Genomic DNA, 24,923 nt, shown 5'->3' with positions numbered 1-24,923 from the left:
TGGAGGAGAAGAAAAAGCACAGTTCTCTTCGACTCTGACACGCCATACCTGAGGGATTCACTGGCCGGCTACACTTCAAAAAGGGGACCGTCGAGCGATCTACACAACATAAGAAAACCGCCCTTGATAAAAGGCGGTTGAGTTCCATCCATCACTTCCACGAATGGTAGATATTTTCCGCGTACTTGGTAATGGCTTCATCGTAATCTGGATACGGATATCCGAGACTATCTGCCACCGCTTTGGAGTACTTTCGAAATAGCGCGTAGCACATGAATAACGATTCCCACATCTGCGGGTAGCCGTTTTCGTTATAGCTGGATAGTAGCGCTTCCCAATCTTCTTTTGGAAGATAGCGATCGATAAATTTGTAGTTTTTACCGACACTAAAGGTAAACCCTTTCTCACATCCGATTTGCCAAGCCATCATGCGGAGCAAATTCGGTCGGGCGATTTCGTTGAGATGGTCAATCGCAAACAGGATTTCTTTTCTCGCCAAACCTTTGACAACGTAAGTAGAGACCATCCAAAATTCGTTGCAGCAGTCGTCAAACTCTTTAGCAGTTGGTTTCTTGATCCAATATTGGTGATCGGAAGGGAGCACATCGTGTTGGATAAGCTCGTCCTTATCCAGCAAAACCTCAATAAGGCCGTCGCTATCTGCGAAATACTGCTCCGTCTCGTCTATCGGAATCAGTGTGAGATCTACTTTATTCCCATCCTCAAATAGCATCAGATAGGAAAACCAATTTCCTAGCTCGGACGGAAAAAGCTCCATATCCTCTGGTTTTTGCATCATAATCCGATTCCCAAAAGCATCGAGCCATTCATCATTTTCCTTGAATGAATCCATTTCAGTTACAAAATATGAAATATCATAATCTTGGAATGGATCAGCGGGTATATTTCTGTTCGTGCGTGACCCTTCCAATGTTACCAAGCGGATTCGATCATCCTTTTTAGCGAAATCAATCAGCATGCTCATCATTTCTTGTTCCGTTCTCAAAGCCATCCCCCTCCACTTTCTATTTCTTCGTACAATTAATGTAGTGCAATTGCATAATTTTTACAATACCACTTCAATCGGAGAAGGAAATAAAAAAAGCTGCACCCATATGGGCACAGCTTTTTCTTGTAATCTGTACTTTTACGCGCGGGAAACGTATGCTTCCGTACGAGTATCGATGATCAAACGCTCTCCTTCTTCTACGAAGAGAGGAACGTTTACTACGAAACCAGTTTCCAAGGTTGCTTTCTTTGTTACGTTGGAAGCAGTGTCACCTTTTACACCTGGCTCACATTCTGTTACAACGAGTTCAACCGTATTTGGCAATTGAATACCGATTGTTTCGCCGTTGTACTGCATGATTTGCACGTTCATGTTTTCCTTGAGGAAACGCAGTTCACGCTCGATTTGGTTGCGGGTGAACGTCATTTGCTCATAAGTCTCGGTATTCATGAAAGTGTACTCGTCTCCGCTCGCATACAGGTATTGCATGGTGCTGGATTCGATGCGGGCAGGGTTAACTTTTTCACCGCCACGGAAAGTCATTTCCGTCGTGTTGCCGTTACGCAGGTTGCGCAGTTTGGAGCGAACGAAAGCCGCACCTTTACCTGGTTTTACGTGTTGGAATTCTAGCACGGTATAAATATTGCCATCCACTTCGATTGTCAAACCGGTACGAAAATCGTTTACAGAGATCATGGTAGTCCTCCCAAATCAATCAATAACAGAATAAGTATAAATTACACAGGCAAAATGAGCAACTCTTTCGTGGACTTGTTCAGGTTCTCATGACCGTCAGCTGTAATCCACACATCGTCTTCGATCCGAACGCCACCAAGTCCTGTGACGTAAATGCCTGGCTCCATCGTTACGAGCATACCTGGCTCCAATACGAACGTACTTACAGTCGACAGCCCTGGCAGCTCGTGAACTTCCAGTCCGAGACCATGACCCGCGCTATGTCCATATGCGTCACCATAGCCTGCTGCTGTGATGATATTTCTTGTTGCTGCGTCAGCGTCTTTTGCGGAGACACCTGGCTTCAGTGCTTCTAAACCTGCGAGCTGGGCTCGCAAAACGATTTCGTAGATTTCACGCATTTTCGGGTCTGGCTCTCCCACAGACAACGTGCGTGTGATATCAGAATGATAGCCCTGATATGCAGCACCAAAGTCGAGCGTAACCATTTCCCCTGCCTGAATCACTTTCCCGGACGCACGTCCATGTGGCAGAGCACCGCGCACACCTGAGGCTACGATCATATCAAATGCAGAGCCTGACGCTCCTTGCTTGCGCATGAAGTATTCCAATTCCAAGGCAACATCGGATTCACACACACCTGGCTTGATGTACCCTTGAATATGCGTAAATGCTGCTTCCGCGATGCGAACTGCTTCACGAATGATAACCATCTCGGATTCGTCTTTAAACATGCGGATTTTTTCAAGCAGTCCGCTTGTTGACACCAGCTCTACTCCGTCAAACCCTTTGTTCCATTCCTGATAGGTGCCAAAGGACACGCTGCTCTCGAATGCCAAACGCTTGATCCCTTTTTCTTGCAGGAGCTTTGCCATCGCTTCAACAGCTTTTCTCTCGTTATTTACCACCGTAAAATCAGGTGCTTGTTCTTGCGCTTGTTCCACATAGCGGAAGTCAGTGACGAGAAACGCCTCTGTTTCAGTGACAATTACCCATCCCGTTGATCCGGTGAAACCACTCAAGTAGAAGCGATTCTCTGCTTTTTCGGTAATAAACGCCTCTGCTCCCACTTGTGCAAGTGCTTCGCGCAATTTATCCAGACGTTGTTTCATGGCAGCCTTTTCCCCTTTTTGAAAGCTTTTATTTTTTTTCAATTTTACGGACGAGCGCTCGTAACGCCCATTCATATCCATCGATCCCCAACCCGACAACTTGTCCAATCGCGATTGGTGCGATGACCGAGTGATGTCGAAATGGTTCCCGTGCATGAATATTGGAAATATGTACTTCAATCGTCGGCAGAGCCACGCTAGCCAATGCGTCTCGGATCGCATAGCTGTAATGGGTGAATGCCCCTGGATTGATCAAGATGCCGTCATGGACGCCTCTCGCCTGATGAATCGCGTCGATGAGGACACCTTCGTGATTCGATTGGAGATGCTCAAGCTTTCCACCCAACTCATCCATGACACCCTTCAAGGTTGTCACCACATCCTCCAGCGTTTCCCTTCCGTAAACATCCGGTTCCCTTGTCCCCAATAAATTCAGGTTGGGCCCGTTCAGTAACAAGACGGAAGTCATCGACCATCCCTCTTCCCATAAAAGTTTTTTTATTAATGAAACATTTTACCACAAGCCGTTCTGAATCCAAAGCAGACAATCGCCAAAGCAACATTTCGAACATTGGTACATCCATTTTGACAAGGAACGGAGAAATCCTCCTACCTTGTGGACTCATTCCATGCATGATTCTCGTCTGATTGTTCAAGCATAATTGTCATCCCTATGAATAAACCAAACGTCAAGTACCAAGCGCCTTCCGTACTTAAGGTGGCTATTTCCCAATTTCCGATATGAAAGAAGAAACCCGCTATCACTAACATGACCGCCCCGTATACGAGTCCCAACCACCACGCACGGATCCGGCTAAATAGCAAGCTAAACACAAAGGAAGCAACTACTGTTTCAACAAACAGCACAATACCACCAAGGCACACGCTCGCAAACGTATTTTCGTCCTCGATGCTGATAAAAGGACGTGCAAACGCCCCCACTCCGTACGGGGTCATGTTCAAAAAGTGAGCAATCCATCGAACGAGCCCCCAAATGATCGTTCCCCAGAATGCAACCTCCAAAATCTTCGAAGCGGAGATTCTTTTACTCCCTTTCCTTCCTTCCTCTGTATGGGATACGCGTGCTTGCTTGTGCCTCCGTCCTGTTTTGCTTATTTCCATTTCCATCACCTCTGTTCTCTAGTATGCTCTTCCTCCAAGCTTTTCACTTTCACTTTACATTTGTTGGAAAAGTGCGAACTCCTTGTAGCTTCAAGTCGCCATTTCCGTTAATATAGTGGTAAGGATGGTGATTGTATTGGCGCAACAAAACGTACCTAGCTACGGCGGTCAGGCCGTCATCGAAGGAGTTATGTTCGGTGGCAAAACCACGACTGTTACGGCTGTTCGCAAAAAAAATCATGAAATTGAGTATTTTGAATCCCCTAGGTCCGAATATAAATGGATTACTACGCTGAAAAAGATTCCGTTTTTGCGTGGGATTGTTGGTTTGGTCGAAGCCAGCGCCAATGGGGCCAAACATCTCAACTTCGCCTCTGAACAATACAGTATGGAGTCTGGAGAAGAAGTTTCTGAAAGTCCATCGAAGCTCACCATGATTCTAGGTGTTGCTGTCGTCGGGGTACTTTCCTTCTTGTTCGGGAAATTCGTATTCACACTCGTTCCTGTTTTCCTGGCAGACTTTTTACTCGGAAAATGGGTACCGGATGGCGTTCCTCAAACGTTGGCTGAAGGCGGATTTAAAATTTTGCTCCTCCTCGGCTACATTACAGCGATTGCACAAACTCCGTTGATTAAAAGGCTTTTTCAATACCACGGAGCCGAGCATAAAGTGATTAACGCATTCGAATCCGGGGTAGAATTAACAGTAGCCAATGTACAAAAATTTTCCGCTCTGCATTATCGTTGCGGGAGCAGTTTTCTCATTTTCTCAGTGTTCGTCGGTGTAGTGATTTACTCACTGTTCAGTTATGACTCCCTGACGGAGAGGGTCGTACAACGCATTGTTCTTTTGCCACTGGTAATCGGCGTCTCTTATGAGGTTTTGCAGTGGACAAACAAGCTCCGTGATGTACCCGTCCTACGTTATCTTGGTTATCCAGGATTGTGGCTGCAAAAGATCACAACTCGTGAACCAGATGACAGCCAAGTCGAGGTAGCCATCGCTTCCTTCCAGAAGATGCGGGAGCTTGATCAGAAGCACGTGCAGGAAAGAATGATTACGACCGGATAACGTGAGGCATTTTTATTCCCATAGAGGTGAAGCCCTATGTTACGCCGCATTCCACCAGTGATTCTGATAGTGATCGTATTGGCGATTTACGGATTTTTGATCACTCTCATCAATGATCCTGTCAGTACGATTGTCATCTTGGGATTATCCGTTGTACTTTTCTTGGTCGTGCGCAACTATTTACAAACCGGCTCCTTCTTTTCACAAGGCGCAGGAGCGGGCAAACCTAGACAGCCAAAGGTCAAGGTGAAGCAAAAGCCCTCCATCGCTCGGCAAGCAGTGAAAAAGCAGTCGACTACCCCTAGAAAAGATCATCCGTTTCGTGTGATCGAAGGCAGCAAAGGGAAGCAAAAAGAGAAGCAAGACGAAAAATCCCAAAATAATATCTCCCACTAAAAAGAAGAACAGGTTGCCTGAATCGGCAACCTGTTTTTTATTAGACCAGCATTTTCGGAGAACGATTGCGAAACACTTTGACGTAATCTTCAAAATCCCATTGTGCCAAAAATTTGTGAGCCGCTCCCTCCCCTGATTCAAACAATTGTTGCCTGATTTCATTTGACAGCTGAAATTGAGTGGTTCTCACCCCTAATGTATGGATAAAAATCGTCCGGACGGCTTTTGCCTTTTCCACATGGAGACGGTCATGAGCATCGAGCATAGTCGCCAGCAATCCCCGGGAGAAGGAAAAAAGACCTTTGATGCTGGTCGCTTCTCTCTTGTCTTGATCATCACTCAGACGAAAACCAATCGTAGGCCACCGCGGAGTCCCCGGTACATCAAACAACCAAACGGGGTAGTTGCTCAATAATGCGCCATCGACGATGTAATGTACATGTCCAGCATTTGTCAGCTTTGCTGGCTGAAAAAAAAACGGAATGGAGGAAGACATACGAACGGCTCGTGCCACAGGGAATTGATCGGGCTCTATACCATACCGTACCAAATCGTCGGGAAAGATAAGCATTTTTCCGTCAGTGACATCAGATGCGACAATCTTCAGCTTACCAGGTGGAAGATCTCCGAATGTTCGTACTCCTTTTCGTAATAACAACTCCTCTATGAACAACTCAATTCGATCTGCTCGATAAATCCCTTCTCGCACGACGAGTTCATAGATTGGTCCGATGAGAGGGAGCTTGCCCAGCCCTGAGCGTTTGAGAAAGTGAAGGTAATCCAGCTCTTCAAAGATCGGTTTCAACTCATGGCTGGAATAGCCTGCGGCGAGCAAAGCCGCAACAATGGACCCTGCCGAGGTACCAGCGAGCCTTTCCCATGTGTATCCATTCTCCTCCATGACTCGCAAGGCACCGATAAAAGCGATTCCTTTTACACCGCCACCTTCAAAGACTGCATCCGCTTTCACGTTGTTCCCCTCCCTAAAATTCCTCCCCTTTTCCATGTATAAGACGACAGCTTTTCCGTTACCACAAAGAAAAACGCAAGCCTGGTCGGCTTGCGCTATAATACGATAACGATATGGACTATTCCTCTTTTTGCTCATCTAACAAACGAATGTTACGAAGCTCTTCTATACGCTTTGGATCTGCCTCGAAGTACTGAACCAGATACTCCAGACATGTAATCGATTCCCAGCTCAGGTGGTGCTCGATTCCTTCCACATCCTGATAAATGTGCTCTTCATCCAAGCCAATGATCCGCATAAATTCTTCCAGAAGACTGTGACGGTCTACTAGGCGTTTTCCGATTTTCTTCCCTTTTGCCGTCAAGACAAGCCCACGGTATTTTTCATAAACGAGATACTTGTCTTTGTCTAGTTTCTGAACCATTTTCGTGACCGAAGAGGGATGTACTTCCAACGCTTCAGCAATATCGGAGACACGAGCATAGCCCTTTTCTTCAATTAAGTTGTAAATGCGTTCCAAATAGTCTTCCATACTCGGCGTCGGCGGCATTGTGAACCCCTCATTTCCAAACCGTTATTTCATCTAGCCAAAAAAGGCACGTAGAAATATGATACCGTGTAATGAGAAGCATTTGCAAGAGAAAAGTACCTATCGTAGCTGTTTTTCTGGTGTTGGGTTCATCATTTGGACATATTGTACGAGTTGTTGACCCAATTGCTCCATGCGCGCCTGCAATCGCTCATCCTTCAGCTTGCCTTCTGGTGTAAAGGCATTGTAAGCACTTGGGATGGAAGGGCTAGATGGCAACGGCCATGCATGCAGGTTGCGCATGATTAATTGCAAGGTGTTGACCGTGTTCGTAGCACCCATACTTCCGCCAGCGACACCAATGATGGCAACTTGCTTATCACGCAAAATGCGCCCTTCCAGGAAGTCAATGGCATTTTTCAAAGCACCTGTCATCGTGCCATGGTATTCAGGCGAACCGATTACCAATCCATCTGCTTCAGAAACCGCTTTGACAAATTGATGGACAATTTCAGGGTACGTACTGGTATCATCACGGTCATCATACAGTGGCAGCTTCCAGTCCGCCAGATGAATCATTTCAACATCGGCACCTGCAGCCTTCGCGGCTTCAAGTACAATATGAATCGCTTGTTTTGTCGTAGAATTGGCATTCATGCTTCCGGCTATTCCTACAATTTTCATGGTTTCACCCCATCGATAATCTAAATACTGGTATGTTCCTCATTATATTCCATTAAGTATAATTTGTAAACATTTATGTTTATTTAATATCATCTGTTCTGAACGTACCTGTTTGTCTCATACACTTGTACCAAGTTGCAAGTGAGGATGATGCCTATGGACAAAGTCGCTTGGCGTATCGCCGTGCTTTTTGGAGGGTCTGCGTTAGGCGGATTCTACTTGGGTGGATATGAATGGTTACGCTTTTTTACTTATTTCGGTTCCTGGGGGACAATAGGCATTGCACTTGCGGCTCTTGGCCTCGGCTGGTTCGGCGTCCAGCTGTTGACCTTTTGCCATCGCAAGCAAATTCGCTCCCTGTACGAGCTGTACTACGTATTGTGTGGCGAAGCGTTCGCTTCTAGCCTATCTGTCATCACCCACATTCTGCTATTGGGGTATACAGGAGTCATGCTTGGCCAACAGGCAGATTTCCTCTTGGAGGGGGTCTCTCCTCTTTGGTTCATCCTTCTGACCATTGCAGCCATCTTCTTTATCATAAATCGTCGGAGATGGATTGTCACTGCAACAGCCGTATCTCTATCCATCGGTTTAGTATTATTCGGATTGATTTTCAGTGCACAATCCCATGTGCCTCTACCGAGCTTGGGTTATCAAATGAACGTGAACTGGCTGATTCACGCCGTATTTTTCCTTGCCTTGCATTTTCTCATCGGCTTGGCCACGACCCTACCATTGGCAGTACATGCGTCCCATGAGCAATCTGTTCGGATGGGCGCAATGATCGGAGCTGGAATCTTTCTTTTGTTCACGATGTCAGGTCAAGCTATCCTTCTTGCCCACTGGCATGATGCCCACGCCTCTGTATTGCCTATCAAACAAATATTGGTGCAAATGATACCGGGTGGCGATTGGCTTCTCGCTATCCTCTCACTCGTGCATGGTGGAGTCATTGTCGCAGCCCTCCTCTATTCGTTGACACATCCAATTGCGACACGTCAACATCTACAAATGCTGCCACTCATTGTCGTCATGCTGCTTACCGTCTTTGTATTCTCTGTCCTTACACTCGTTGTTCCGTGGAGTATGTCTGCAATCGCCAGTGCAGCGACCTATTGCGGCATGTTCTTAATGGGCTGGTACGTTTGGAAGCACCAAAATTGACATGGATTGTTTACTCGTAGCTCCTGTGGTCAAGACAGAATCTTGGCCACTTTTTTTCGCCATTATAGGAGCCAATTCAATATTCCGACCACTACCAAGAAAAAAAGAATAAACACCAAAATATTTAAAGGACTCATCGTCATGTAGGCCTCCTCTATACATGGTTACTCTCCCTCATTTTACCACAAACGAAAAACGTCCCCCGAAGGAAACGTTTACTGTTTACTGCAAAGACTCACTTTCCGCTCTCCGCTGTCCCCCATTTGGAGAACCGATCGGATAAGCTGGCGTTGTTTGCTCTGTAATTTTGTCAATCGCTGAAAGAACCGCCTTTGTCGCCGTTGCGATTTGTGCCCAATCAATCTGCGCGATGGAGTCATCTGTTGTTTGTCCCATCCCTGCACTCGTCACAAGTGCCGTAGGAATACCCGCGGCGGCTAAAGAGTCCGCTGCACCGTTTCGTTCACGTTTCCCATCCTTATCTGTTGGAGACACCCCTGCTGCTCTCAGGAGTTGGGTTGGCAGATTTTCGTTTCCCTGCGAATTGGTTGCAACGAGTTCCGCCTTTTGACTGCCCACCCCTTCGATATAAAAGGCTGCAATCATAGCTTGTCGGTCTTTGGCTGATAAGGCATTTGCATAAGCAATCGGACCTCTGCTTCCCGAAGTAGCCGCGCCAAAGCTAACGAACCTCACTTCCGTATCAATCGGCTTGTCAGCGATATTACGCGCTATCTCAAGTAAGGCAGCTACACCAGAGCCATTGTGATTTGCCCCGGCTGATAACCCGGCGGAATCATGGTGAGCGGATACCATAACGACCTGCCCGGTGTCATTTTGATTAGGCTTTCGGCTTGCCACGATATTATACGAGGTTTGCTTGGTCGTTACGGCTCCTTCTACCTTGACGGTTCCCTTCACGGGCTGCTTGTCCAAGATGCGTTTTTGGAGCTTCGTACCATCCGCTTTGGACAAAGCGATTACAGGAACAGCGATATCCAAGGGTTCGCCCAGTGAAGCATTCCAACCTTCCTCCCGATCATTCCAGATAATCAGACCAACGGCTCCTGCAGCCGCTGCTTGGCGTACTTTTTCTCCGAACGAAATATCGCCCCGCTTGACCAAGGCAATTTTTCCCCGGGAGGCATCATTCGCAAAATCAACCGCCCTTCCCAATCCTGCATCCACCACTTGTGCTGTTGCGGTTCCATTGATCCCAAAAGTAAATCCACTTACTGTCCATTTTTGACCCGGCCATTCTTCCATTGTCAGTGATAGAGTAGTAGGATTTCGGTACGTATAATAAGAAAATGGATCGAGCTTGGTCTTATAGCCGTAAGATTGAAGTGTATTTTCCACATAGACCGCTGCCGCAAATTCCGTTTCAGTAGCAGGTGGACGGGCTGTTCTCGCCAATTGCTCGACATGGCTGTACAAGCGTTCACGATCGATCCAATCTTGAGCTTCTTCTGCATGAACACGATGGGAAAGGAAAGGTATCGGCAATATCGTTCCACAGACAAGCAGGGCACATAGCGCATAATGACGGACAGATCGCATGGCATTCTCCCTTTCCTTCGCTCTTTGCTATTTATTATGGGTGTTTACGACAAACCGAGTCTAGTCAGAATAGTTAGTCAAATAACTTCATCCTGCGCCATCCCTGGACAGCTTTCGCTTTCTTCTGCCCAAAACGTCGATTTTTCGCATGACTTCCTTCCATATGAATTCTTAATAGAAAGAGGCTTTACTCCGTAAAATTATTGATAAAGAAAAGGCGACTTTCAAATTGACCGATGTCCTTGCCTTTTGCTAAGGTGGAATCAACAAAAAACCGTTTGAAAGAAACGGATTGGAATCCATTGAGGGGGAAGCACCATGCTATATGTAGATGGAAAATGGGTAGAAGAAGGCCAAGTCGCAGTTCATCCAGAAGACCGCGGTTATAACTTTGGGGATGGCATCTATGAAGTAGTACGCATTTATAAGGGGCGCATGTACCAATGGGATGGTCATCTTACCCGATTATTTCGGAGTGCCAAAGAAATAAAAATGGAGCTCCCATGGAACGCAGAAGAGCTGACAGACTTAGCAAATCAGCTAATCGCCAAGAACAACATCACGGAGAATGACGACGCCAGTCTTTACTTGCAAGTATCTCGTGGCACCGCTCCGCGTGTACACGATATTCCGTCTGGAATCCAGCCTGTGATTATGGGCTTTGTCCGTCGCAAGGACCGCCCTGTTGCTGATATGAAGAAAGGCTGGACAGCTCAGCTCGTCGAAGATATTCGCTGGCTGCGTTGCGATATCAAAACGCTCAATTTGCTGGGAGCTGTTCTCGTCAAACAATACGCAAAGGATGCAGGTGCCCAAGAATCAATTTTGCACCGCAACGGCATCATCACAGAGTGCAGCTCTTCCAATTTGTTCGTCGTGAAAAATGGCGAGCTGTATACGCATCCGGCTGACAATCTGATCCTGCACGGAATTACTCGGCAAGTGGTCATTGATTTGGCTCGAGACAATGGCATCACTGTCCATGAAGAAGCATTCGACATTGCTTTCTTGAAGCAAGCCAATGAAATATTCCTCACCAGCACGACCGCGGAAATCATGCCGCTCATCTCGGTAGATGGCGTCGCTGTCGGAAACGGACAGCCAGGACCCGTCGCACTTACGCTACAAGACTTGTTTGAACAGCATATCAACACAAGTGTACTCGTGTAATGAAAATAACGTTTTAGTCTGGGGTTATTGATCTAACGCGGTTTTTCAAATATATATTCGGCAGCCTTCGCAAAATAAGTTTAAGACCGGTTCAATAAAAGAAACAGCGGCGGACTAAGATGTGAAAAATAAAGTCTTAGACTACCGCTGCTGTTTCGGCCTATGAATGAACTAACGTCTTCGTTAGTTCTTCTTTTTTTGGCAAAGGCCATTTCTTAGCCTTTACAGGGATGTTTAATTGAATGGCCGAAAATATTCATTTACTTTAAAAGCAGTGATTTAATTACTGGCACTATTTCCAATGGTTCCGTCGTTGTTTTGTATCTTCCGTATACATGACCGTTCCGTTCGATCAAAAACTTTGTGAAATTCCACTTGATCTCAACACCAGCGTATATGTCAGGATACTTTTCTTGCAGAAAGCTCTGCATCCATTGACCGTCCGAGGTCTGAGTATCGAAACCTTGAAATGGCGCTTGCTCTGTTAAAAATTGAAATAATGGATGAGCAGTCTGACCTCTAACCTCCATTTTCTCAAATAACGGAAAGGTCACTCCAAAGTTGCTCTCACAATATTCCCGCACTTCCGAGTTGTTCCCTGGCTCTTTCTCGTTGAATTGGTTACAAGGAAACCCAAGTATTTCAAACCCCTGCTCATGGTAACTTTCATAAAGCTTTTGAAGACCAGCGAATTGACGAGAATAGCTGCACCTACTGGCAGTGTTGACTATGAGGAGAACTTTCCCTCGGTAAGCTGACAATTCAACCAGCTTTCCATTAATTGAGGTGACTTGAAAATCATAAATCGACATGATATCGTTCCTCCCCTATTATGTTGCCTCTGCAAAACCGAAATTTAGACGTCCGCAGTTTAATTACATAATAAGGCCACTTCCTCTATTGGACTAATATATAGTATTAATAATGTTAATAGGAATAAACTATATCATCCAAATCATTCGGTGCCTTGAAATACTAGGACTGGACTTTTCAGTGAACAACGACGCCCATGCTAGGCGCACCAAAAAACAGCCGATATTGCTGCGAGAGCAAATCCGCTGTTACGTCATTTATTGGCGGGACACCTTGACGAGCTCCCCTGCCAGTTCAGCTTCTTCCCCGATGACTTTGCCGGTTAGAGCATCGATCCAACCAATGGTAAGACGGATGGGCAATTATTTGTGTCACATATCATTCCAATATCCCTATATAATCCCATATTTCTATTTAAAAACACGCCCTCGTGTTAATCGACGAGGACGTGTTGGTAACCACTCTATGTTTTGAACATTTGTTTGGTTTACTCAAAATCAAGCCAGCCCTACATTTTCTTGGTACGAATGAGGACTGATATTTTACGAAGGTCAGATCATTTATTACTGTTGAGAGCTACATTCCAATCAACTTGACGCATGGGACTGTGCCTAGAGGCGAGCAGCTTGGTGTAGAAACCTCGATTTTCTTTAGCAGTTTGGAAAGACGTATCCGGAATTAGAAAATCAATTCCTGCCACAAAACCGGCAATATATTCACTCCATCCGGAATACGCTTGTTGTGCCAGTCTTGCAGCACTTAACATATATTCCATTGCCTGATCCTTTTGCAAGTAACCGAGTTTCAAGCCAGCTCTGGATAAAAGGACGCACCAAGCATAGTCATGAGCAGCAATCCCCGCTGAAGGCAGACCTCTCGAATAGTAATCGACAAGAATCAACTGAGATTTCGATTGATGGTCCTCGGGTAACGCTTGAATGTATGCCGTTCGTTCTGATTCGGAAAAAGTAAATAAGAAATGACGGAGACGATTGAATTCTTCCCTCTTCCCTTCCGATATGAGCCATTTTATTGTATCAATGAGTGCGGTCTTATCTGTAATCTGTTTTTCCTTAAGAAGAAATAGGCACGTTCGTCTACTTAAATTTTCATGATATAACGCATAATAGTAGGCTCCACTTTTGCTAAAGCAAACAGACGAAAGAGCTCGCAGAAATAATCTGTGACCCTTCTGATTATAGGTAAGAACGGTGGGTGCCATCGGTTCCTCCTTATTAGAATCGGACCGTTTTGTAGGTTCTGACAAACAGTCGAAGCAAAAATGCATAGAGAACTAGTAACAATACGGAATAAATCACTGCTTTAACAGGAACTTCATTCGTGACATTATGTACAACAATTAGTTTATCGACAACAAATTTGGAATCTTTGTATTTGGATCCAAAGTCTGTAATCTGCAAAACTTCCCATACATAGTCAGGTAACTCTTCCGGCATTTTCACGATTGTTCCTGGCGAATCAATGAAATTACTTTTTTGTATCTGCACGGCTTGATTAGCATCTGAGACCAATAAAACGATTGATGAGTTATCAAGCTTAGCAACATAAAACCATCCTGTGGGGAGAATGCTTCGAGCCCAATTACGTTTCTTACTGTAGGAAGAATTATATCGAGTACTGATAGCACCCGTTTGGGCTTTTAATTGATACTCTGTTATTCCTAGAAACTGAACACTGGGAAGCTTTATTTGGGCGACATCAGAATAATCCAGTTGATTCAGCACCTCAGTGGAAGATAGTTCTACAGGATGAATCCTATTTTTTAGATAGGAGATAGGTGTTAATCCGGTATCATTGATGAAAGAATCAGATAACAAAACATGTAGAAAAAGAATGAAGGATAGAATGAATGCGACACCTGCTTTGGGCAACTGCATCCAAAACAGTTTCACACTGCCAAAAAAATTTGGCTTCCCAAGCTTTTTATACAATCTCTTTATGACTGATCTTCTGGTGAAAATGGGCATCCGCTTGGCCCGCTCCACCATCTCAGAACGGATTTGTGCAAGGCTGGTTATGGCATCGATATCATTCGGAAAACTCTCCAATATCTTCAAGTAGTTCTCCTCTGCCTTCTCTAACTCACCAAGCTGAATGAAGCATTTCCCCAACAGACGCAGGGCACCCATATTGGCAGGCATACGTGAGAGGATGTACAGACACTCGTCTTTTGCTTCTACGAATTGATGGGTTTCATACCATATCCGAGATCGAATCAGATACCAATCGATGTCATCTGGATAAATACGGATTCCGTGTTCCATTGCAGCAAGAGCAGACTCCTTTTCACCCATTCGAAGGAAGTATTCACCCTGTAGCCGAAGCAAGTCAGGATCATCTTTATACATCGCATAGGCTTCATCAAGCGATTGACCTGCCAGTTCCAGATTGTTTTCCTTAAGTGCCTGATATGCCGTCTCCCGCTTGTTCAGAAACACATCGTAGTCTAAATCGGCTGCATGCTGTATAAAGGTATAACGAAGAGCAGGTTCATCCAATTGTCTACAATAAAAATGGTAAAACTCTTCGGTGAAAAGCTCCATTCGATCATCCGGATCTTCTGTTGCTAGTTCACGCCATCGAAAACAGTATTCGATGGATTCCCAAACTCTTTTAGGAAGAAACCGATGTTCATGCAAGAAATCCAATAAGGTTACTTCTACTATTTCATTGAGCCTTACATTCCAGACAATATCGTTATTTAAAAGCTTTGACCATTGTTCATGGCTGATACGGGAAGAGAAATCAGAATACACCTCTTCAACTTGTTCCATGAATTCATCTACTGGGTCAATCTCTTCTGGTCGGTCTATCGTTTCAACTGTTAGCTCGACCGTGTTGGGAGGATTGGGCCAGATATGGATGTTGCTTTCATCGCTGAACGACGGGCCAGTTTCTTTGATGGCACCCTTTTTCGCAGCCTTCACTGCATAGTCATATGCTTCTCTTAGCCTTTGATAGCCTTCCGGATCATCCTCGGGGTGGTGAACCTTCAGTTTTTGGGAGTAGGCTTTTTTAATCGATTGAATATCTTCTGTGGGTTCAATCCCAAGTACCTCCCACACACCCATTAGTAGTCGAACCACCCTTCTAAATGATCCAGTTGTTTTTTAAACGCTAAAGTTGCCTTTTTTATCAGTTGCTGATCTTGTGTGGCTAACACAGCTTCGAACTTTTCCAGTAAATATGCAATTTCTGTCCGTTTGTCCCCAAGGGATTCTTCATACATCCGTTCACCCCGAGCAAGCAACAGTCTATTTTCGGCCCTGTCACGCGGATGGATTTTGATATCTCTCAATTCGTTAAGACGAGCTTCGATCTCCTCAGGTGACAGGCTTCCTGGGTTTTTCTCAATAATCATGTTCTTTTTCAAGCCAGTACTGACTATAGTAACTTCAACCTCCAAAATCCCATTAATATCATAGGTATAGCGTATATCTATAGACTGCTGGCCTGCGGGACCTTTTGGCACCTCTACTTTGAGTTCCCCCAGTTTGATGTTGTTCTCGACACGGCGGCTCTCCCCCTGGTATATTTCGGTGAGAATCGCAGTCTGATCATCATTGACTGTATACAGACGCTTTACTTTGCTCACCGGTATGGGCGTGTTACGTTCAATGATCGGCAGATAATGTCCATCCTCAAAGCCACTTGCTGTTCTTTTCACAATATCGGTTCCAAGCGTATAAGGGCATACATCCGTCAGAATAATCTCTTTTAAGGCTTCGTTTCTCTCCTTGAGAGCAACTTGAATCGCAGCTCCAATCGCTACCGATTCATCTGGGTTGATTTGCGAGTAGGGCAAGCGTCCAAACATTTTGCTAACAGTCGACTTGATTATCGGCATTCTGGTGGCACCACCGATGAGAATGATAGCATCCAGCTCCTCAGGAGTAAGAGATGCGTCTCTCAATGCTCGCTCGATCGGGTGGCGCAAACGAAGCAAGAGCTGACTTGCAAGCTTCTCAAATTCATTTCGATCCAAGCTGATTTCATGTGTTTTGCCGTTTATGGTAAAGTTCATTTTTCCAATCAGATCTCGGCCAATCATCCGTTTACAAAGTTCCGCCTGTTTGACAATGGCAGAGTGTGCCTTGGCATCTAGAGCCTCAGAATCCATCCCTGTTTTTTCAACAAAATAGGCAGCGAGTAGCTTGGTGAAGTCCTCGCCACCAAGATAGTTATCTCCTGCTATCGATTTGACCTCCATGACTCCTTCAAAAAACTCGAGTATAGAAACGTCAAAGGTTCCTCCCCCCAAATCAAAGACCAGGAATTTGGTATCGGACTTTTCCTGATGAAGTCCATACGCGATCGCAGCGGCAGTAGGTTCACTGATGAGCCTCTCTACTTTTAACCCGGCTAATTCGGCAGCACGCTTGGTTGCCTTTCGCTGAGAGTCATTAAAATAAGCCGGAACGCTAATCACCGCTTCCGTAACCTCATCTCCAAAAAATGCTTCAGCATCTGCCTTCAATGCTTTTAGGACAAAAGAGGAAAGCTCTTCAGGAGAAAATGAATACTGCCCCAACTTAAACAGCTTTTCTGTACCCATATACCGTTTGAAGGCTGCTGCAGTTACATGGGGATGGGTAATGAGACGCTCTTTTGCAATTTGGCCAACCAGAATTTCACCATTGTCATCGATGCTTACAACAGATGAAGTAAGGTGTTCTCCCAACGCATTCGGTATTAGCTCGGGACCGTTATCACACCAAAAAGCTACCAGACTATTCGAAGTTCCCAAATCAATACCTATCGTTGTCATAGAATATGAATACCCTCATTTCTCATGTAATGTATAACAGCTCAACCGTTATTTAGTAATTATATTCAATAGTATTTATAGTATTAAAAATCGATCAAAAACAAAAGGTTTATAATATGGTTCCTGTCACTCTTAGAATTAGTTTAATGTCCCACTTTCTCCAATTTCATCATTCTCGCACAAGTCTATAAACAATGGCTTACAACCTATCCTCGTATGTTGACAACCTCCGTTATACATTGAAGGACTATAAGGACGAAGAACCCGATACATTGAAAGTTACATTTCCGCATTTTGTTATTCGTCAATCCATGAATGAAGTCATTAGGCTTTTCAAAAGAGAATAATGTATACGAAGTTTCGCTTTCGAATAATTATGCTTCTTCAAACCATAAAGACTATATAACCGAACTCCAAGTACAAATAGAGTAACGACACGTTACAAAAAAAGGTGGGGACTAAATCAAAAATAGTGTATTTTCTTCCATCTACTGTATTTGATCATCCTGCCCGTAAATGGGATTCTAGTACATTATTTTCACTGGACATACTCGTGTAATGAAAAAAAGCTCTCCCGGTATGCACATAAATCCGAGAGAGCTACTCTTTTTTAACGCCGCAAATTCCATTCGTCTGTGGCATAGCGCGTACGCACAAGTTCTTCTGCCAAAGCGAGTTCTTCGTCCGTAAGCGTTGAAGGGATCAGCTCCACTTCCAGTCCGGATGCAAAGCCTTTTGAGAACGCCTCGATAGATTCTTGCAGACTGATTGGCCGAGGGCTTACTTCGTTGATCGTCACGGCTTTTTGTCGGAAGCTATCGATCATCCGTTGTTTTACCCGTTCGGATGGGAAATGCAAGAGTGAGAATAGCAAATCTACGTCCATATCAAGCAGGATAGAGCCATGCTGAAGAATAACACCCTTTTGTCGGGTCTGCGCGCTTCCCGCTACTTTTTTCCCCTCTACCACGAGTTCATACCAAGAGGGAGAATCGAAGCAAGCGGATGACCCTGGAGAATTGTACTTTTCCTTCTCCTCTTCACTTGCCAAGGAAACCATTTCCGCCGAGAGTCCGAGGTTTTGGAATCCGTGGAGAAGACCCAAGCTGATGATTTTGTAGGCTTCCGTAACGCTCGAAGGCATTTTCGGATGCTCTTCGGACACGATGACACTGTATGTCAGCTCCTGATCGTGGAGAACAGCACGCCCTCCTGTCGCTCTGCGAACAAAGCCCAGTCCTCTATTTTGAACTTCCTCCAGATTGATTTCCTTGATGGCCTTCTGGAAATAACCAATAGACAGTGTCGCCGGGTCCCACGTGTAAAAACGAACGGTCGGGAGAACCTTGCCCTCACTGTGCAACTGCAAAATTGCTTCATCTACTGCCATATTCATCGCGGGTGACATGGCTTCGGTCACGATATAGCGCCACTGTTCCATCTATGTACCTCCTCATTCACAACGCCTTCATTGTACGCTTCTGGCACGAGGGACGGCAAGCCTTTGATGCTCTAATTTTGAGCGGAAAGAAAAGCCGCCCATAACAACAGGCGACTTTTCCTGGAATCTAGGATTATGCTTGCGGCTGATAACGCAGGATTGGCTTTCTTGCCGCTGTCGCTTCATCCAAACGTTTGACCACAGTCGTATGAGGAGCTTCCTGAACGATTTCTGGCGTTTCCTCGCACTCGCGGGCAATTTGCAGCATGACGTCGATGAACTCATCGAGCGTTTCTTTTGTCTCGGTTTCGGTCGGTTCGATCATGAGGCACTCGTCCACGATCAATGGGAAGTAGATCGTTGGCGGGTGATAACCGAAGTCGAGCAAGCGTTTTGCGATATCGAGTGTGCGTACGCCCAGCTTCTTCTGGTTCACTCCAGACAGGACGAACTCATGCTTGCAGACGCGATCAAATGGCAGATGATAAGCCGTTGCCAGACGACGCATCATGTAGTTGGCGGAGAGAACCGCGTTTTGGGAAACTTGCAGCAAGCCTTCTGGCCCCATCGTACGGATATAGCTGTACGCACGAACAAGAATACCGAAGTTTCCGTTGTAGCCTTTTACGCGACCGATGGAAGCCGGACGATTGCTGTCCCAGTAGAAGCTGCCGTCTTCCTTTTTCGCTACGATTGGGGTAGGCAGGAATGGCTCGAGAATTTTTTTCACGCCGACCGGACCTGCACCTGGACCGCCACCGCCGTGAGGTCCTGTAAACGTTTTGTGCAAGTTCAGATGCACCACGTCGAAGCCCATGTCTCCCGGACGGGCAATTCCCAAAATCGCGTTCGCATTCGCACCATCATAGTACAAGAGGCCGCCAGCTTCATGGACGATTTTCGCCATTTCCACGATATCTTCTTCAAACAATCCGAGTGTGTTCGGGTTCGTCAGCATCAAAGCAGCCGTGTCAGGTCCTACTGCATCACGCAGCGCTTGAATGTCAACCAATCCACGCTCGTCAGATGCAATGGTTACGGTATCCAAACCAGCTACAGCAGCAGATGCCGGGTTCGTACCGTGTGCGGAGTTCGGCACGATTACTTTGGTACGATGGCCTTCCCCACGGCTCTCGTGGTAGGCGCGGATCATCATCAAACCTGTCCACTCACCCGCAGCACCAGCGGCTGGTTGCAGAGTAACTGCGTCCATGCCTGTAATTTCACCCAGCTCTTCTTGCAGGTTGTACAACAGCTCCAAAGCACCCTGTACGGTTTCTTCCGGTTGGTACGGATGTGTCTGCGCAAAGCCTGCGTAACGGGCAACGTCTTCGTTAATTTTCGGGTTGTATTTCATCGTGCAAGAACCAAGCGGGTAGAAGCCATTGTCTACCCCGTGGTTGCGACGAGACAATTCTGTATAGTGACGAACCAATTGCAGCTCAGATACCTCAGGCAGCTCAGCCGGCGTTTCGCGAATGAGGTGCTTTGGCAAAAGGCTTGCTACTTCTACTTCTGGAACATCCAATGCCGGCAAATTGTAGCCCACACGGCCTGGCTTGCTCATTTCAAAAATCAGTGCTTTCTCTTGGTCGTTACGCACGTGTGATCGCCTCCAATTCAGCCGCCAATGTGTCGATTTCTTCTTTGGTTCGCAGCTCAGTTACTGCAAGCAAGGTATGATTTGCAAACTCTGGATAGTCGAGACCGAGATCATAGCCCCCGATGATTCCTGCAGCCAACAGGCCTTTGTTTACTTCTGCAACTGGTTTGTTCAGCTTCACCACAAACTCGTTGAAGAATGGAGAAGTGAATACGATCTCCAAGCCTTTTGCTTGCAGAGCATTCTTGGCGTAATGAGCTTTTTGCAGGTTCATCATCGCCATTTCTTGTACACCCTGTTTGCCGAGTGCTGTCATGGCAATAGAAGCAGCCAATGCGAGCAGCGCTTGGTTCGAGCAGATGTTGGAAGTCGCTTTTTCACGACGAATATGTTGTTCACGCGCTTGCAGTGTCAAAACGAAGCCGCGTTTGCCATTTTCGTCCTTCGTTTGACCGACGATACGACCTGGCATTTTGCGCATCAGTTTGGATGTGGTAGCAAAGTATCCGCAATGTGGTCCACCAAAGGATGCTGGGATACCAAATGGCTGCATGTCGCCCACTACGATATCTGCGCCCAGTTTGCCCGGCGCCTCCAGTACACCCAGAGCAAGCGGATTGGAGGATGTAATCAACAGTGCACCTTTTCCGTGCGCGATTGGTTCAATCGCTCCCAAGTCCTCTACGTTTCCGAAGAAGTTCGGATACTGCACGATGACCGCTGCTGTGTTTTCATCGACAAGCGCTTCCAGAGCCGCTGTATCCGTAACGCCATTGCTGTTGATACCTACTTCAACCAGCTCAACGTTTTGACCATACGCATATGTTTTCAAAACGCCACGCGCTTCTGGATGTACAGCACGGGAAACGATTACGCGCTTTTTGCCAGTATGGCCAGCAGCCATCATTGCTGCCTCTGCCAAAGAAGTCGCGCCGTCATACATCGAGGAGTTGGCTACCTCCATGCCAGTCAGCTCACATACCATCGTTTGGAACTCGAAAATAGCTTGCAGCTCACCTTGGCTGATTTCTGGCTGGTAAGGTGTATAAGCGGTAAAGAATTCACCGCGGAGCAGCATGTGATTGACTGTGCTCGGCGTGTAATGTTGATAAACACCCGCACCTAGAAAGTTAACATGCGTGCTGAAGTTTACGTTTTTATTTGCGAGGTGTGTAAAATACTTCACCAAATCTGGCTCGGAAAGTGCTTCTGGAATATTCAAAGCACCTTTGAAGCGCACTTCTTCCGGAATATCAGCAAACAGTTCTTCTACACTCGAAATGCCGAGGGTTTCCAGCATTTCGCGCTTGTCCTGATCAGTTTGGGGCAGGTAGCGGTATTTCACGGACGTTGTCCTCCTCTAAAAGGATGTATGTGGTGGATCGTTTAGTTTTTTGGGCGTTTATAAAATGGAGCGGCAACGACTTCTGCTTTCAGACGTTTTCCGCGGATTTCTACTTCTACTTGTGTACCTAGCGCAGCATGCTCGGTTTTTACGAGAGCGAGACCGACGTTTTTCTTCAAGGTTGGGGATTGTGTTCCCGTCGTCACTTCGCCAATGAGCTCTTCTCCCACATAGACAGGATAATGCGTGCGCGGAATCCCACGATCGATCATTTCGATCCCTACCAGCTTGCGTGGAGCTCCGTTTTCTTTTTGTGCCTTCAGTACTTCTTGACCGATGAACGGCACTTCTTTGTCTACCTTGACAGCAAAGCCAATGCCCGCTTCGATCGGCGTAATGTCTTTGCTGAGCTCTTGACCGTACAGTGGCAGCTTGGCTTCAAAGCGAAGCGTATCGCGCGCACCGAGACCGCACGGCAACAGACCTTCATCTTTTCCGGCATCGAGCAAAATGTCCCACAGCTCTGCTGCACGATCGGCATCCAAATAAATCTCGAAGCCATCTTCGCCAGTATAGCCAGTGCGAGAGACCAATGCCGGAATGCCGCTCACTTGCACATCACGCTCAAAACGGAAAAAACCGATTTGTGACAAGTCTGTAGTCGTCAGCTTTTGCAGAATGGACTCTGCCAAAGGACCTTGAATCGCGATTTGTGCTGTTTGTGGCGAAATATTCTCAATCGTTACGCCTGGAATCAGATGTTCTTCTAGCCACGCATAGTCTTTGTCGATGTTCCCCGCGTTGATGACGAGCAGGTAATGATCATCTGCATACTTGTAAACAAGCAGATCGTCTACCGTCCCCCCATCCGGGTAGCAAAGCACACTGTACTGCGCCTGCCCGACTTGCAGCTTGGACACGTCATTCGTAGTCACACGCTGGAGATAAGAAAGAGCGTTTTCCCCTTTTACGTCCACTTCTCCCATATGGGAAACATCAAATAGACCAGCTTTTGTCCGAACGGCTTCATGCTCTTGACCAATGCTTGTAAACTGCACTGGCAGATCCCAACCACCGAAGTCGATGGTTTTCGCGCCATACTTTGCATAAGAATCAAATAGTGGCGTACGTTTCAAATTGGACATGTGGCACCTCCTGTGAACAATAAGATCTTAGAAAACTTGGCTTCACTGAGCCTTTGGCGAGGCCTTCGTTGCACTTATGTCGATAGGAGTCTTATCGACCAAAACAAAACAGAGGGGGAAAAACGGGTACACCAAAATGAATGGTGCCCATTTCTCCTCCTCTGTCCTTGGTACCTGAGAGTTACCTTGCGAATCAGATGGGGGGTTACATCGTTCCCCACTTGCAAGTTTCCCCTTTGGTGGCTCATGTGAGCTCTCTCCAGAGTTGCGTCCGGTAGAGGTACTTTTGCCTGAGAGATTCACCGTTTACCGGCTTGCTCCTTCGGCGCTGCCAAACGTTCAAGCAGTCTCTCCCTACTACCATCATTCGCGGTTGTTTCATGGTCATACATAAGTTTCTGCTGTCATTTCCATACTAAGGGATGTACTACCTCTTTATCCTACCATGAGAGTCCAAAGTTGAAAATATACAAATTAACAGTCAGATTCAGAAAAACTTAACAAAACACATTGACAATAGATAAATGTTCAGTTTTTTGACGATAACCTTGAAAGTTATGGCAGAGCTATGAAAAGGAGTATCTTATATGCCGAATGTTCCTATTTCATTTGATACGAGTTGGATCAATCCGCTTACAGAACGCATGCAAGAAGATGGCCCCTGGGATAAGTGGGAGCTGTTCAAGCTCTCATTGGAAGCGGAGGAAGCGATGGCTGTTCACGAATTTGACCAGCTACAGTGTCTGAAATACCTCCCACTCTTATCGCCATTTCCTCACCAGTTGGACACAGCAAAACGGGTCCTGCTAGAAATGCGCGGTCGTGCCATTCTCGCAGATGAGGTCGGTCTGGGAAAGACGATCGAAGCAGGATTGATCATGAAAGAGTATATGGTTCGCGGCTTGGCTAAAAAAATTCTCGTCCTGGTTCCAGCCTCTCTCGTGATTCAATGGACAAAAGAGCTTCATCAAAAATTCGGCATTGCAGCCGTCGCACAAAAAAAAGAATATATGTGGCGCCAGCACGAAGTCGTGGTCGCATCGATAGATACAGCAAAACGAGATCCGCACAGGCGACACGTACTCGACATCGATTACGATATGCTGATCATCGACGAGGCCCATAAACTCAAAAATAAACGGACACGCAACTATCAGTTCGTCAAAGAGATCCGCAAAAAATATTGCCTGCTCCTTACAGCCACCCCCATTCAAAATGAGATGGACGAGCTGTACAACCTCATCAATTTGTTAAAGCCAGGTCACCTCGGCCATACTTCCACCTTCTCTACCAATTACGTAGAGGGCAAACGTCAATCCAAAAACAGCGAGAAATTGCGGGAAGAAATTGAAAAGGTCATGATTCGCAACAAGCGAAGTGATGGCGGTATCCAATTTACCAGCCGCCGCGTTCAGTCCATTCCGATTGACCTTTCGCCTGAGGAAATGACGTTGTACGAAGGCGTGACCCGCTTTGTCCGCGAGCAGTACCAAACTGGATTGGGGGTTGGGGGCTTCAACTCCCTTGCTTTGATTACCTTGCAGCGTGAGGTCTGTTCAAGTAAGGAAGCTGCGTTTATGACGCTGTATAATATGCACCAGCGCACTGGCGAGGACTCTCCCCTGCGTACGCAAATTCTTGAGCTAGTCGAGATGATCAAACAAATTGAGACGCATTCCAAAGCTGCCAAAACGGTTGAGCTCATTCAACAAATCAACGACAAAGTGATCATTTTTACAGAGTACCGGGCAACACAAAACTACCTGCAAAAATATTTGCATGACCACGGCATTACTTCTGTCCCCTTTCGCGGCGGCTTTAAACGCAGCAAAAAGGACTGGATGACTGATCTTTTCCAAAACCGAGCACAAGTCCTGATCGCGACGGAAGCAGGCGGCGAAGGTATCAATTTGCAGTTCTGCAATCAGGTGATTAATTACGACATGCCTTGGAATCCCATGCGAGTGGAGCAACGAATCGGCCGCGTCCATCGACTGGGTCAAAAAAGGGATGTGCACATTTACAATTTATCGACAACAGGAACGATCGAGGAGCATATTCTCAAGCTGCTGTATGAAAAAATCGATCTGTTTGAAATGGTCATCGGTGAACTCGATGATATTGTGGAACGCCTGAATCTAAATCACTCCTTGGAAGATAATCTGATTCAAATCATTATGGATTCCCGTTCGTCCAAAGAAATGGCGCTGAAGCTCGATAACATTGGACACGCCATTCGGGCAAGCAAAATAACAAAAGAAGCCGTCCCGCTTTCTGAGGCGGCTGACCAATAATTTTTGTTG

General features: G+C 46.2%; 22 protein-coding genes and 2 riboswitches. Of the genes, 5 read left to right on the top strand and 17 right to left on the bottom strand.

The features are described from left to right. Positions 1–151 precede the first annotated feature (151 nt). From ant(6) to HP567_RS15245, 5 genes are all read right to left on the bottom strand, one after another. A complete protein-coding gene (gene ant(6), locus HP567_RS15265) occupies positions 152–1,006 on the bottom strand; it encodes an aminoglycoside 6-adenylyltransferase (RefSeq protein ID WP_173609616.1) in 855 nt (284 codons plus the stop codon). 141 nt (positions 1,007–1,147) lie between these two features. Next, positions 1,148–1,705, bottom strand: a complete 558-nt coding sequence (gene efp, locus HP567_RS15260; protein ID WP_047068830.1) for an elongation factor P — start codon at positions 1,703–1,705, stop codon at positions 1,148–1,150. Between the two features lie 41 nt (positions 1,706–1,746). Further along, positions 1,747–2,817 (bottom strand): M24 family metallopeptidase, encoded by a 1,071-nt coding sequence (locus HP567_RS15255; protein ID WP_173609617.1) that lies wholly within the window; start codon positions 2,815–2,817, stop codon positions 1,747–1,749. A gap of 28 nt (positions 2,818–2,845) precedes the next feature. Then, on the bottom strand, positions 2,846–3,286 hold the full coding sequence (gene aroQ, locus HP567_RS15250; protein ID WP_173609618.1) for a type II 3-dehydroquinate dehydratase: 441 nt from the start codon (positions 3,284–3,286) through the stop codon (positions 2,846–2,848). 140 nt (positions 3,287–3,426) lie between these two features. Next, entirely contained in the window at positions 3,427–3,939 is a 513-nt protein-coding gene (locus HP567_RS15245; protein WP_173609619.1) for a YqhR family membrane protein, read from the bottom strand. Positions 3,940–4,063: 124 nt separating this feature from the next. Between HP567_RS15245 and HP567_RS15240 the strand changes: the two genes are divergently transcribed. Together HP567_RS15240 and HP567_RS15235 are read left to right on the top strand one after the other, a co-directional pair. Continuing rightward, complete coding sequence (locus tag HP567_RS15240; RefSeq protein WP_173609620.1) at positions 4,064–5,011, top strand: DUF1385 domain-containing protein; 948 nt, start codon at positions 4,064–4,066, stop codon at positions 5,009–5,011. Positions 5,012–5,047: 36 nt separating this feature from the next. Further along, entirely contained in the window at positions 5,048–5,407 is a 360-nt protein-coding gene (locus HP567_RS15235) for a hypothetical protein (protein WP_173609621.1), read from the top strand. Between the two features lie 40 nt (positions 5,408–5,447). Here HP567_RS15235 and HP567_RS15230 read toward each other — a convergent pair whose 3' ends face one another. The 3 genes from HP567_RS15230 to HP567_RS15220 all read right to left on the bottom strand — a co-directional run bounded on the left by HP567_RS15230 (position 5,448) and on the right by HP567_RS15220 (position 7,590). After that, on the bottom strand, positions 5,448–6,377 hold the full coding sequence (locus tag HP567_RS15230) for a patatin-like phospholipase family protein (protein ID WP_173609622.1): 930 nt from the start codon (positions 6,375–6,377) through the stop codon (positions 5,448–5,450). Positions 6,378–6,495: 118 nt separating this feature from the next. After that, positions 6,496–6,927, bottom strand: a complete 432-nt coding sequence (gene mntR / locus HP567_RS15225; RefSeq protein WP_173609623.1) for a transcriptional regulator MntR — start codon at positions 6,925–6,927, stop codon at positions 6,496–6,498. Between the two features lie 99 nt (positions 6,928–7,026). Continuing rightward, entirely contained in the window at positions 7,027–7,590 is a 564-nt protein-coding gene (locus HP567_RS15220; protein WP_017247978.1) for an NADPH-dependent FMN reductase, read from the bottom strand. Between the two features lie 156 nt (positions 7,591–7,746). On the opposite strand from HP567_RS15220, the gene HP567_RS15215 reads away from it, so the two are divergent. After that, entirely contained in the window at positions 7,747–8,754 is a 1,008-nt protein-coding gene (locus HP567_RS15215; protein WP_173609624.1) for a hypothetical protein, read from the top strand. A 222-nt stretch (positions 8,755–8,976) separates the two neighbouring features. Here HP567_RS15215 and HP567_RS15210 read toward each other — a convergent pair whose 3' ends face one another. Next, a complete protein-coding gene (locus HP567_RS15210; RefSeq protein WP_173609625.1) occupies positions 8,977–10,314 on the bottom strand; it encodes a M28 family peptidase in 1,338 nt (445 codons plus the stop codon). 318 nt (positions 10,315–10,632) lie between these two features. Between HP567_RS15210 and dat the strand changes: the two genes are divergently transcribed. Then, on the top strand, positions 10,633–11,484 hold the full coding sequence (gene dat / locus HP567_RS15205; RefSeq protein WP_173609626.1) for a D-amino-acid transaminase: 852 nt from the start codon (positions 10,633–10,635) through the stop codon (positions 11,482–11,484). A 260-nt stretch (positions 11,485–11,744) separates the two neighbouring features. Here dat and HP567_RS15200 read toward each other — a convergent pair whose 3' ends face one another. The 8 genes from HP567_RS15200 to gcvT all read right to left on the bottom strand — a co-directional run bounded on the left by HP567_RS15200 (position 11,745) and on the right by gcvT (position 22,620). Then, positions 11,745–12,296, bottom strand: coding sequence for a glutathione peroxidase (locus HP567_RS15200; protein ID WP_173609627.1), 552 nt, complete (start codon positions 12,294–12,296; stop codon positions 11,745–11,747). A 557-nt stretch (positions 12,297–12,853) separates the two neighbouring features. Next, positions 12,854–13,519: a DUF1266 domain-containing protein gene (locus tag HP567_RS15195; protein WP_173609628.1), complete on the bottom strand. Its 666-nt coding sequence runs from the start codon at positions 13,517–13,519 to the stop codon at positions 12,854–12,856. Positions 13,520–13,532: 13 nt separating this feature from the next. Continuing rightward, positions 13,533–15,389 carry a J domain-containing protein gene (locus HP567_RS15190; protein WP_173609629.1) on the bottom strand — a complete coding sequence of 619 codons (1,857 nt, stop codon included), beginning with the start codon at positions 15,387–15,389 and terminating at the stop codon, positions 13,533–13,535. Beyond that, positions 15,389–17,086, bottom strand: coding sequence for a molecular chaperone HscC (locus tag HP567_RS15185; RefSeq protein ID WP_173609630.1), 1,698 nt, complete (start codon positions 17,084–17,086; stop codon positions 15,389–15,391). Before HP567_RS15185 ends, HP567_RS15190 begins: the two co-directional genes overlap by 1 nt. 610 nt (positions 17,087–17,696) lie before the next feature. Further along, positions 17,697–18,527 carry a lipoate--protein ligase family protein gene (locus HP567_RS15180; protein WP_173609631.1) on the bottom strand — a complete coding sequence of 277 codons (831 nt, stop codon included), beginning with the start codon at positions 18,525–18,527 and terminating at the stop codon, positions 17,697–17,699. Between the two features lie 133 nt (positions 18,528–18,660). Beyond that, positions 18,661–20,130: an aminomethyl-transferring glycine dehydrogenase subunit GcvPB gene (gene gcvPB, locus HP567_RS15175; protein ID WP_173609632.1), complete on the bottom strand. Its 1,470-nt coding sequence runs from the start codon at positions 20,128–20,130 to the stop codon at positions 18,661–18,663. Beyond that, positions 20,123–21,475, bottom strand: coding sequence for an aminomethyl-transferring glycine dehydrogenase subunit GcvPA (gene gcvPA, locus HP567_RS15170; protein WP_173609633.1), 1,353 nt, complete (start codon positions 21,473–21,475; stop codon positions 20,123–20,125). The genes gcvPB and gcvPA overlap by 8 nt, the downstream gene beginning before the upstream one ends. Before the next feature lie 41 nt (positions 21,476–21,516). Next, positions 21,517–22,620, bottom strand: a complete 1,104-nt coding sequence (gene gcvT / locus HP567_RS15165; protein ID WP_173609634.1) for a glycine cleavage system aminomethyltransferase GcvT — start codon at positions 22,618–22,620, stop codon at positions 21,517–21,519. Positions 22,621–22,771: 151 nt separating this feature from the next. After that, positions 22,772–22,888, bottom strand: a riboswitch (glycine riboswitch). Next, a riboswitch (glycine riboswitch) is annotated at positions 22,889–22,987 on the bottom strand. Between the two features lie 220 nt (positions 22,988–23,207). Between gcvT and HP567_RS15160 the strand changes: the two genes are divergently transcribed. After that, the gene (locus HP567_RS15160; RefSeq protein ID WP_173609635.1) at positions 23,208–24,914 is read left to right on the top strand and encodes a DEAD/DEAH box helicase; all 1,707 of its coding nucleotides are present in this window, start codon (positions 23,208–23,210) and stop codon (positions 24,912–24,914) included. The last annotated feature ends 9 nt before the right edge of the window (positions 24,915–24,923 follow it).

Origin of the sequence: Brevibacillus sp. M2.1A (assembly GCF_013284355.2) — a bacterium.
Taxonomy (GTDB): Bacteria; Bacillota; Bacilli; order Brevibacillales; family Brevibacillaceae; genus Brevibacillus.
The sequence above is the reverse complement of the archived record's forward strand: the minus strand, read 5'-3'. Positions and strand labels throughout refer to the sequence as shown.

What these genes read in the sequence shown, in the direction of transcription:
- dat (WP_173609626.1), top strand. Translation starts at nt 10,633, where the DNA reads ATGCTATATGTAGATGGAAAATGGGTAGAAGAAGGCCAAGTCGCAGTT.
- HP567_RS15180 (WP_173609631.1), bottom strand. Translation starts at nt 18,527, where the DNA reads ATGGAACAGTGGCGCTATATCGTGACCGAAGCCATGTCACCCGCGATG.
- HP567_RS15255 (WP_173609617.1), bottom strand. Translation starts at nt 2,817, where the DNA reads ATGAAACAACGTCTGGATAAATTGCGCGAAGCACTTGCACAAGTGGGA.
- HP567_RS15160 (WP_173609635.1), top strand. Translation starts at nt 23,208, where the DNA reads ATGCCGAATGTTCCTATTTCATTTGATACGAGTTGGATCAATCCGCTT.
- HP567_RS15195 (WP_173609628.1), bottom strand. Translation starts at nt 13,519, where the DNA reads ATGGCACCCACCGTTCTTACCTATAATCAGAAGGGTCACAGATTATTT.
- HP567_RS15185 (WP_173609630.1), bottom strand. Translation starts at nt 17,086, where the DNA reads ATGACAACGATAGGTATTGATTTGGGAACTTCGAATAGTCTGGTAGCT.
- HP567_RS15215 (WP_173609624.1), top strand. Translation starts at nt 7,747, where the DNA reads ATGGACAAAGTCGCTTGGCGTATCGCCGTGCTTTTTGGAGGGTCTGCG.
- efp (WP_047068830.1), bottom strand. Translation starts at nt 1,705, where the DNA reads ATGATCTCTGTAAACGATTTTCGTACCGGTTTGACAATCGAAGTGGAT.
- HP567_RS15235 (WP_173609621.1), top strand. Translation starts at nt 5,048, where the DNA reads ATGTTACGCCGCATTCCACCAGTGATTCTGATAGTGATCGTATTGGCG.
- HP567_RS15210 (WP_173609625.1), bottom strand. Translation starts at nt 10,314, where the DNA reads ATGCGATCTGTCCGTCATTATGCGCTATGTGCCCTGCTTGTCTGTGGA.
- HP567_RS15240 (WP_173609620.1), top strand. Translation starts at nt 4,064, where the DNA reads ATGGTGATTGTATTGGCGCAACAAAACGTACCTAGCTACGGCGGTCAG.
- HP567_RS15200 (WP_173609627.1), bottom strand. Translation starts at nt 12,296, where the DNA reads ATGTCGATTTATGATTTTCAAGTCACCTCAATTAATGGAAAGCTGGTT.
- gcvT (WP_173609634.1), bottom strand. Translation starts at nt 22,620, where the DNA reads ATGTCCAATTTGAAACGTACGCCACTATTTGATTCTTATGCAAAGTAT.
- HP567_RS15245 (WP_173609619.1), bottom strand. Translation starts at nt 3,939, where the DNA reads ATGGAAATAAGCAAAACAGGACGGAGGCACAAGCAAGCACGCGTATCC.
- aroQ (WP_173609618.1), bottom strand. Translation starts at nt 3,286, where the DNA reads ATGACTTCCGTCTTGTTACTGAACGGGCCCAACCTGAATTTATTGGGG.
- HP567_RS15190 (WP_173609629.1), bottom strand. Translation starts at nt 15,389, where the DNA reads ATGGGTGTGTGGGAGGTACTTGGGATTGAACCCACAGAAGATATTCAA.
- mntR (WP_173609623.1), bottom strand. Translation starts at nt 6,927, where the DNA reads ATGCCGCCGACGCCGAGTATGGAAGACTATTTGGAACGCATTTACAAC.
- HP567_RS15220 (WP_017247978.1), bottom strand. Translation starts at nt 7,590, where the DNA reads ATGAAAATTGTAGGAATAGCCGGAAGCATGAATGCCAATTCTACGACA.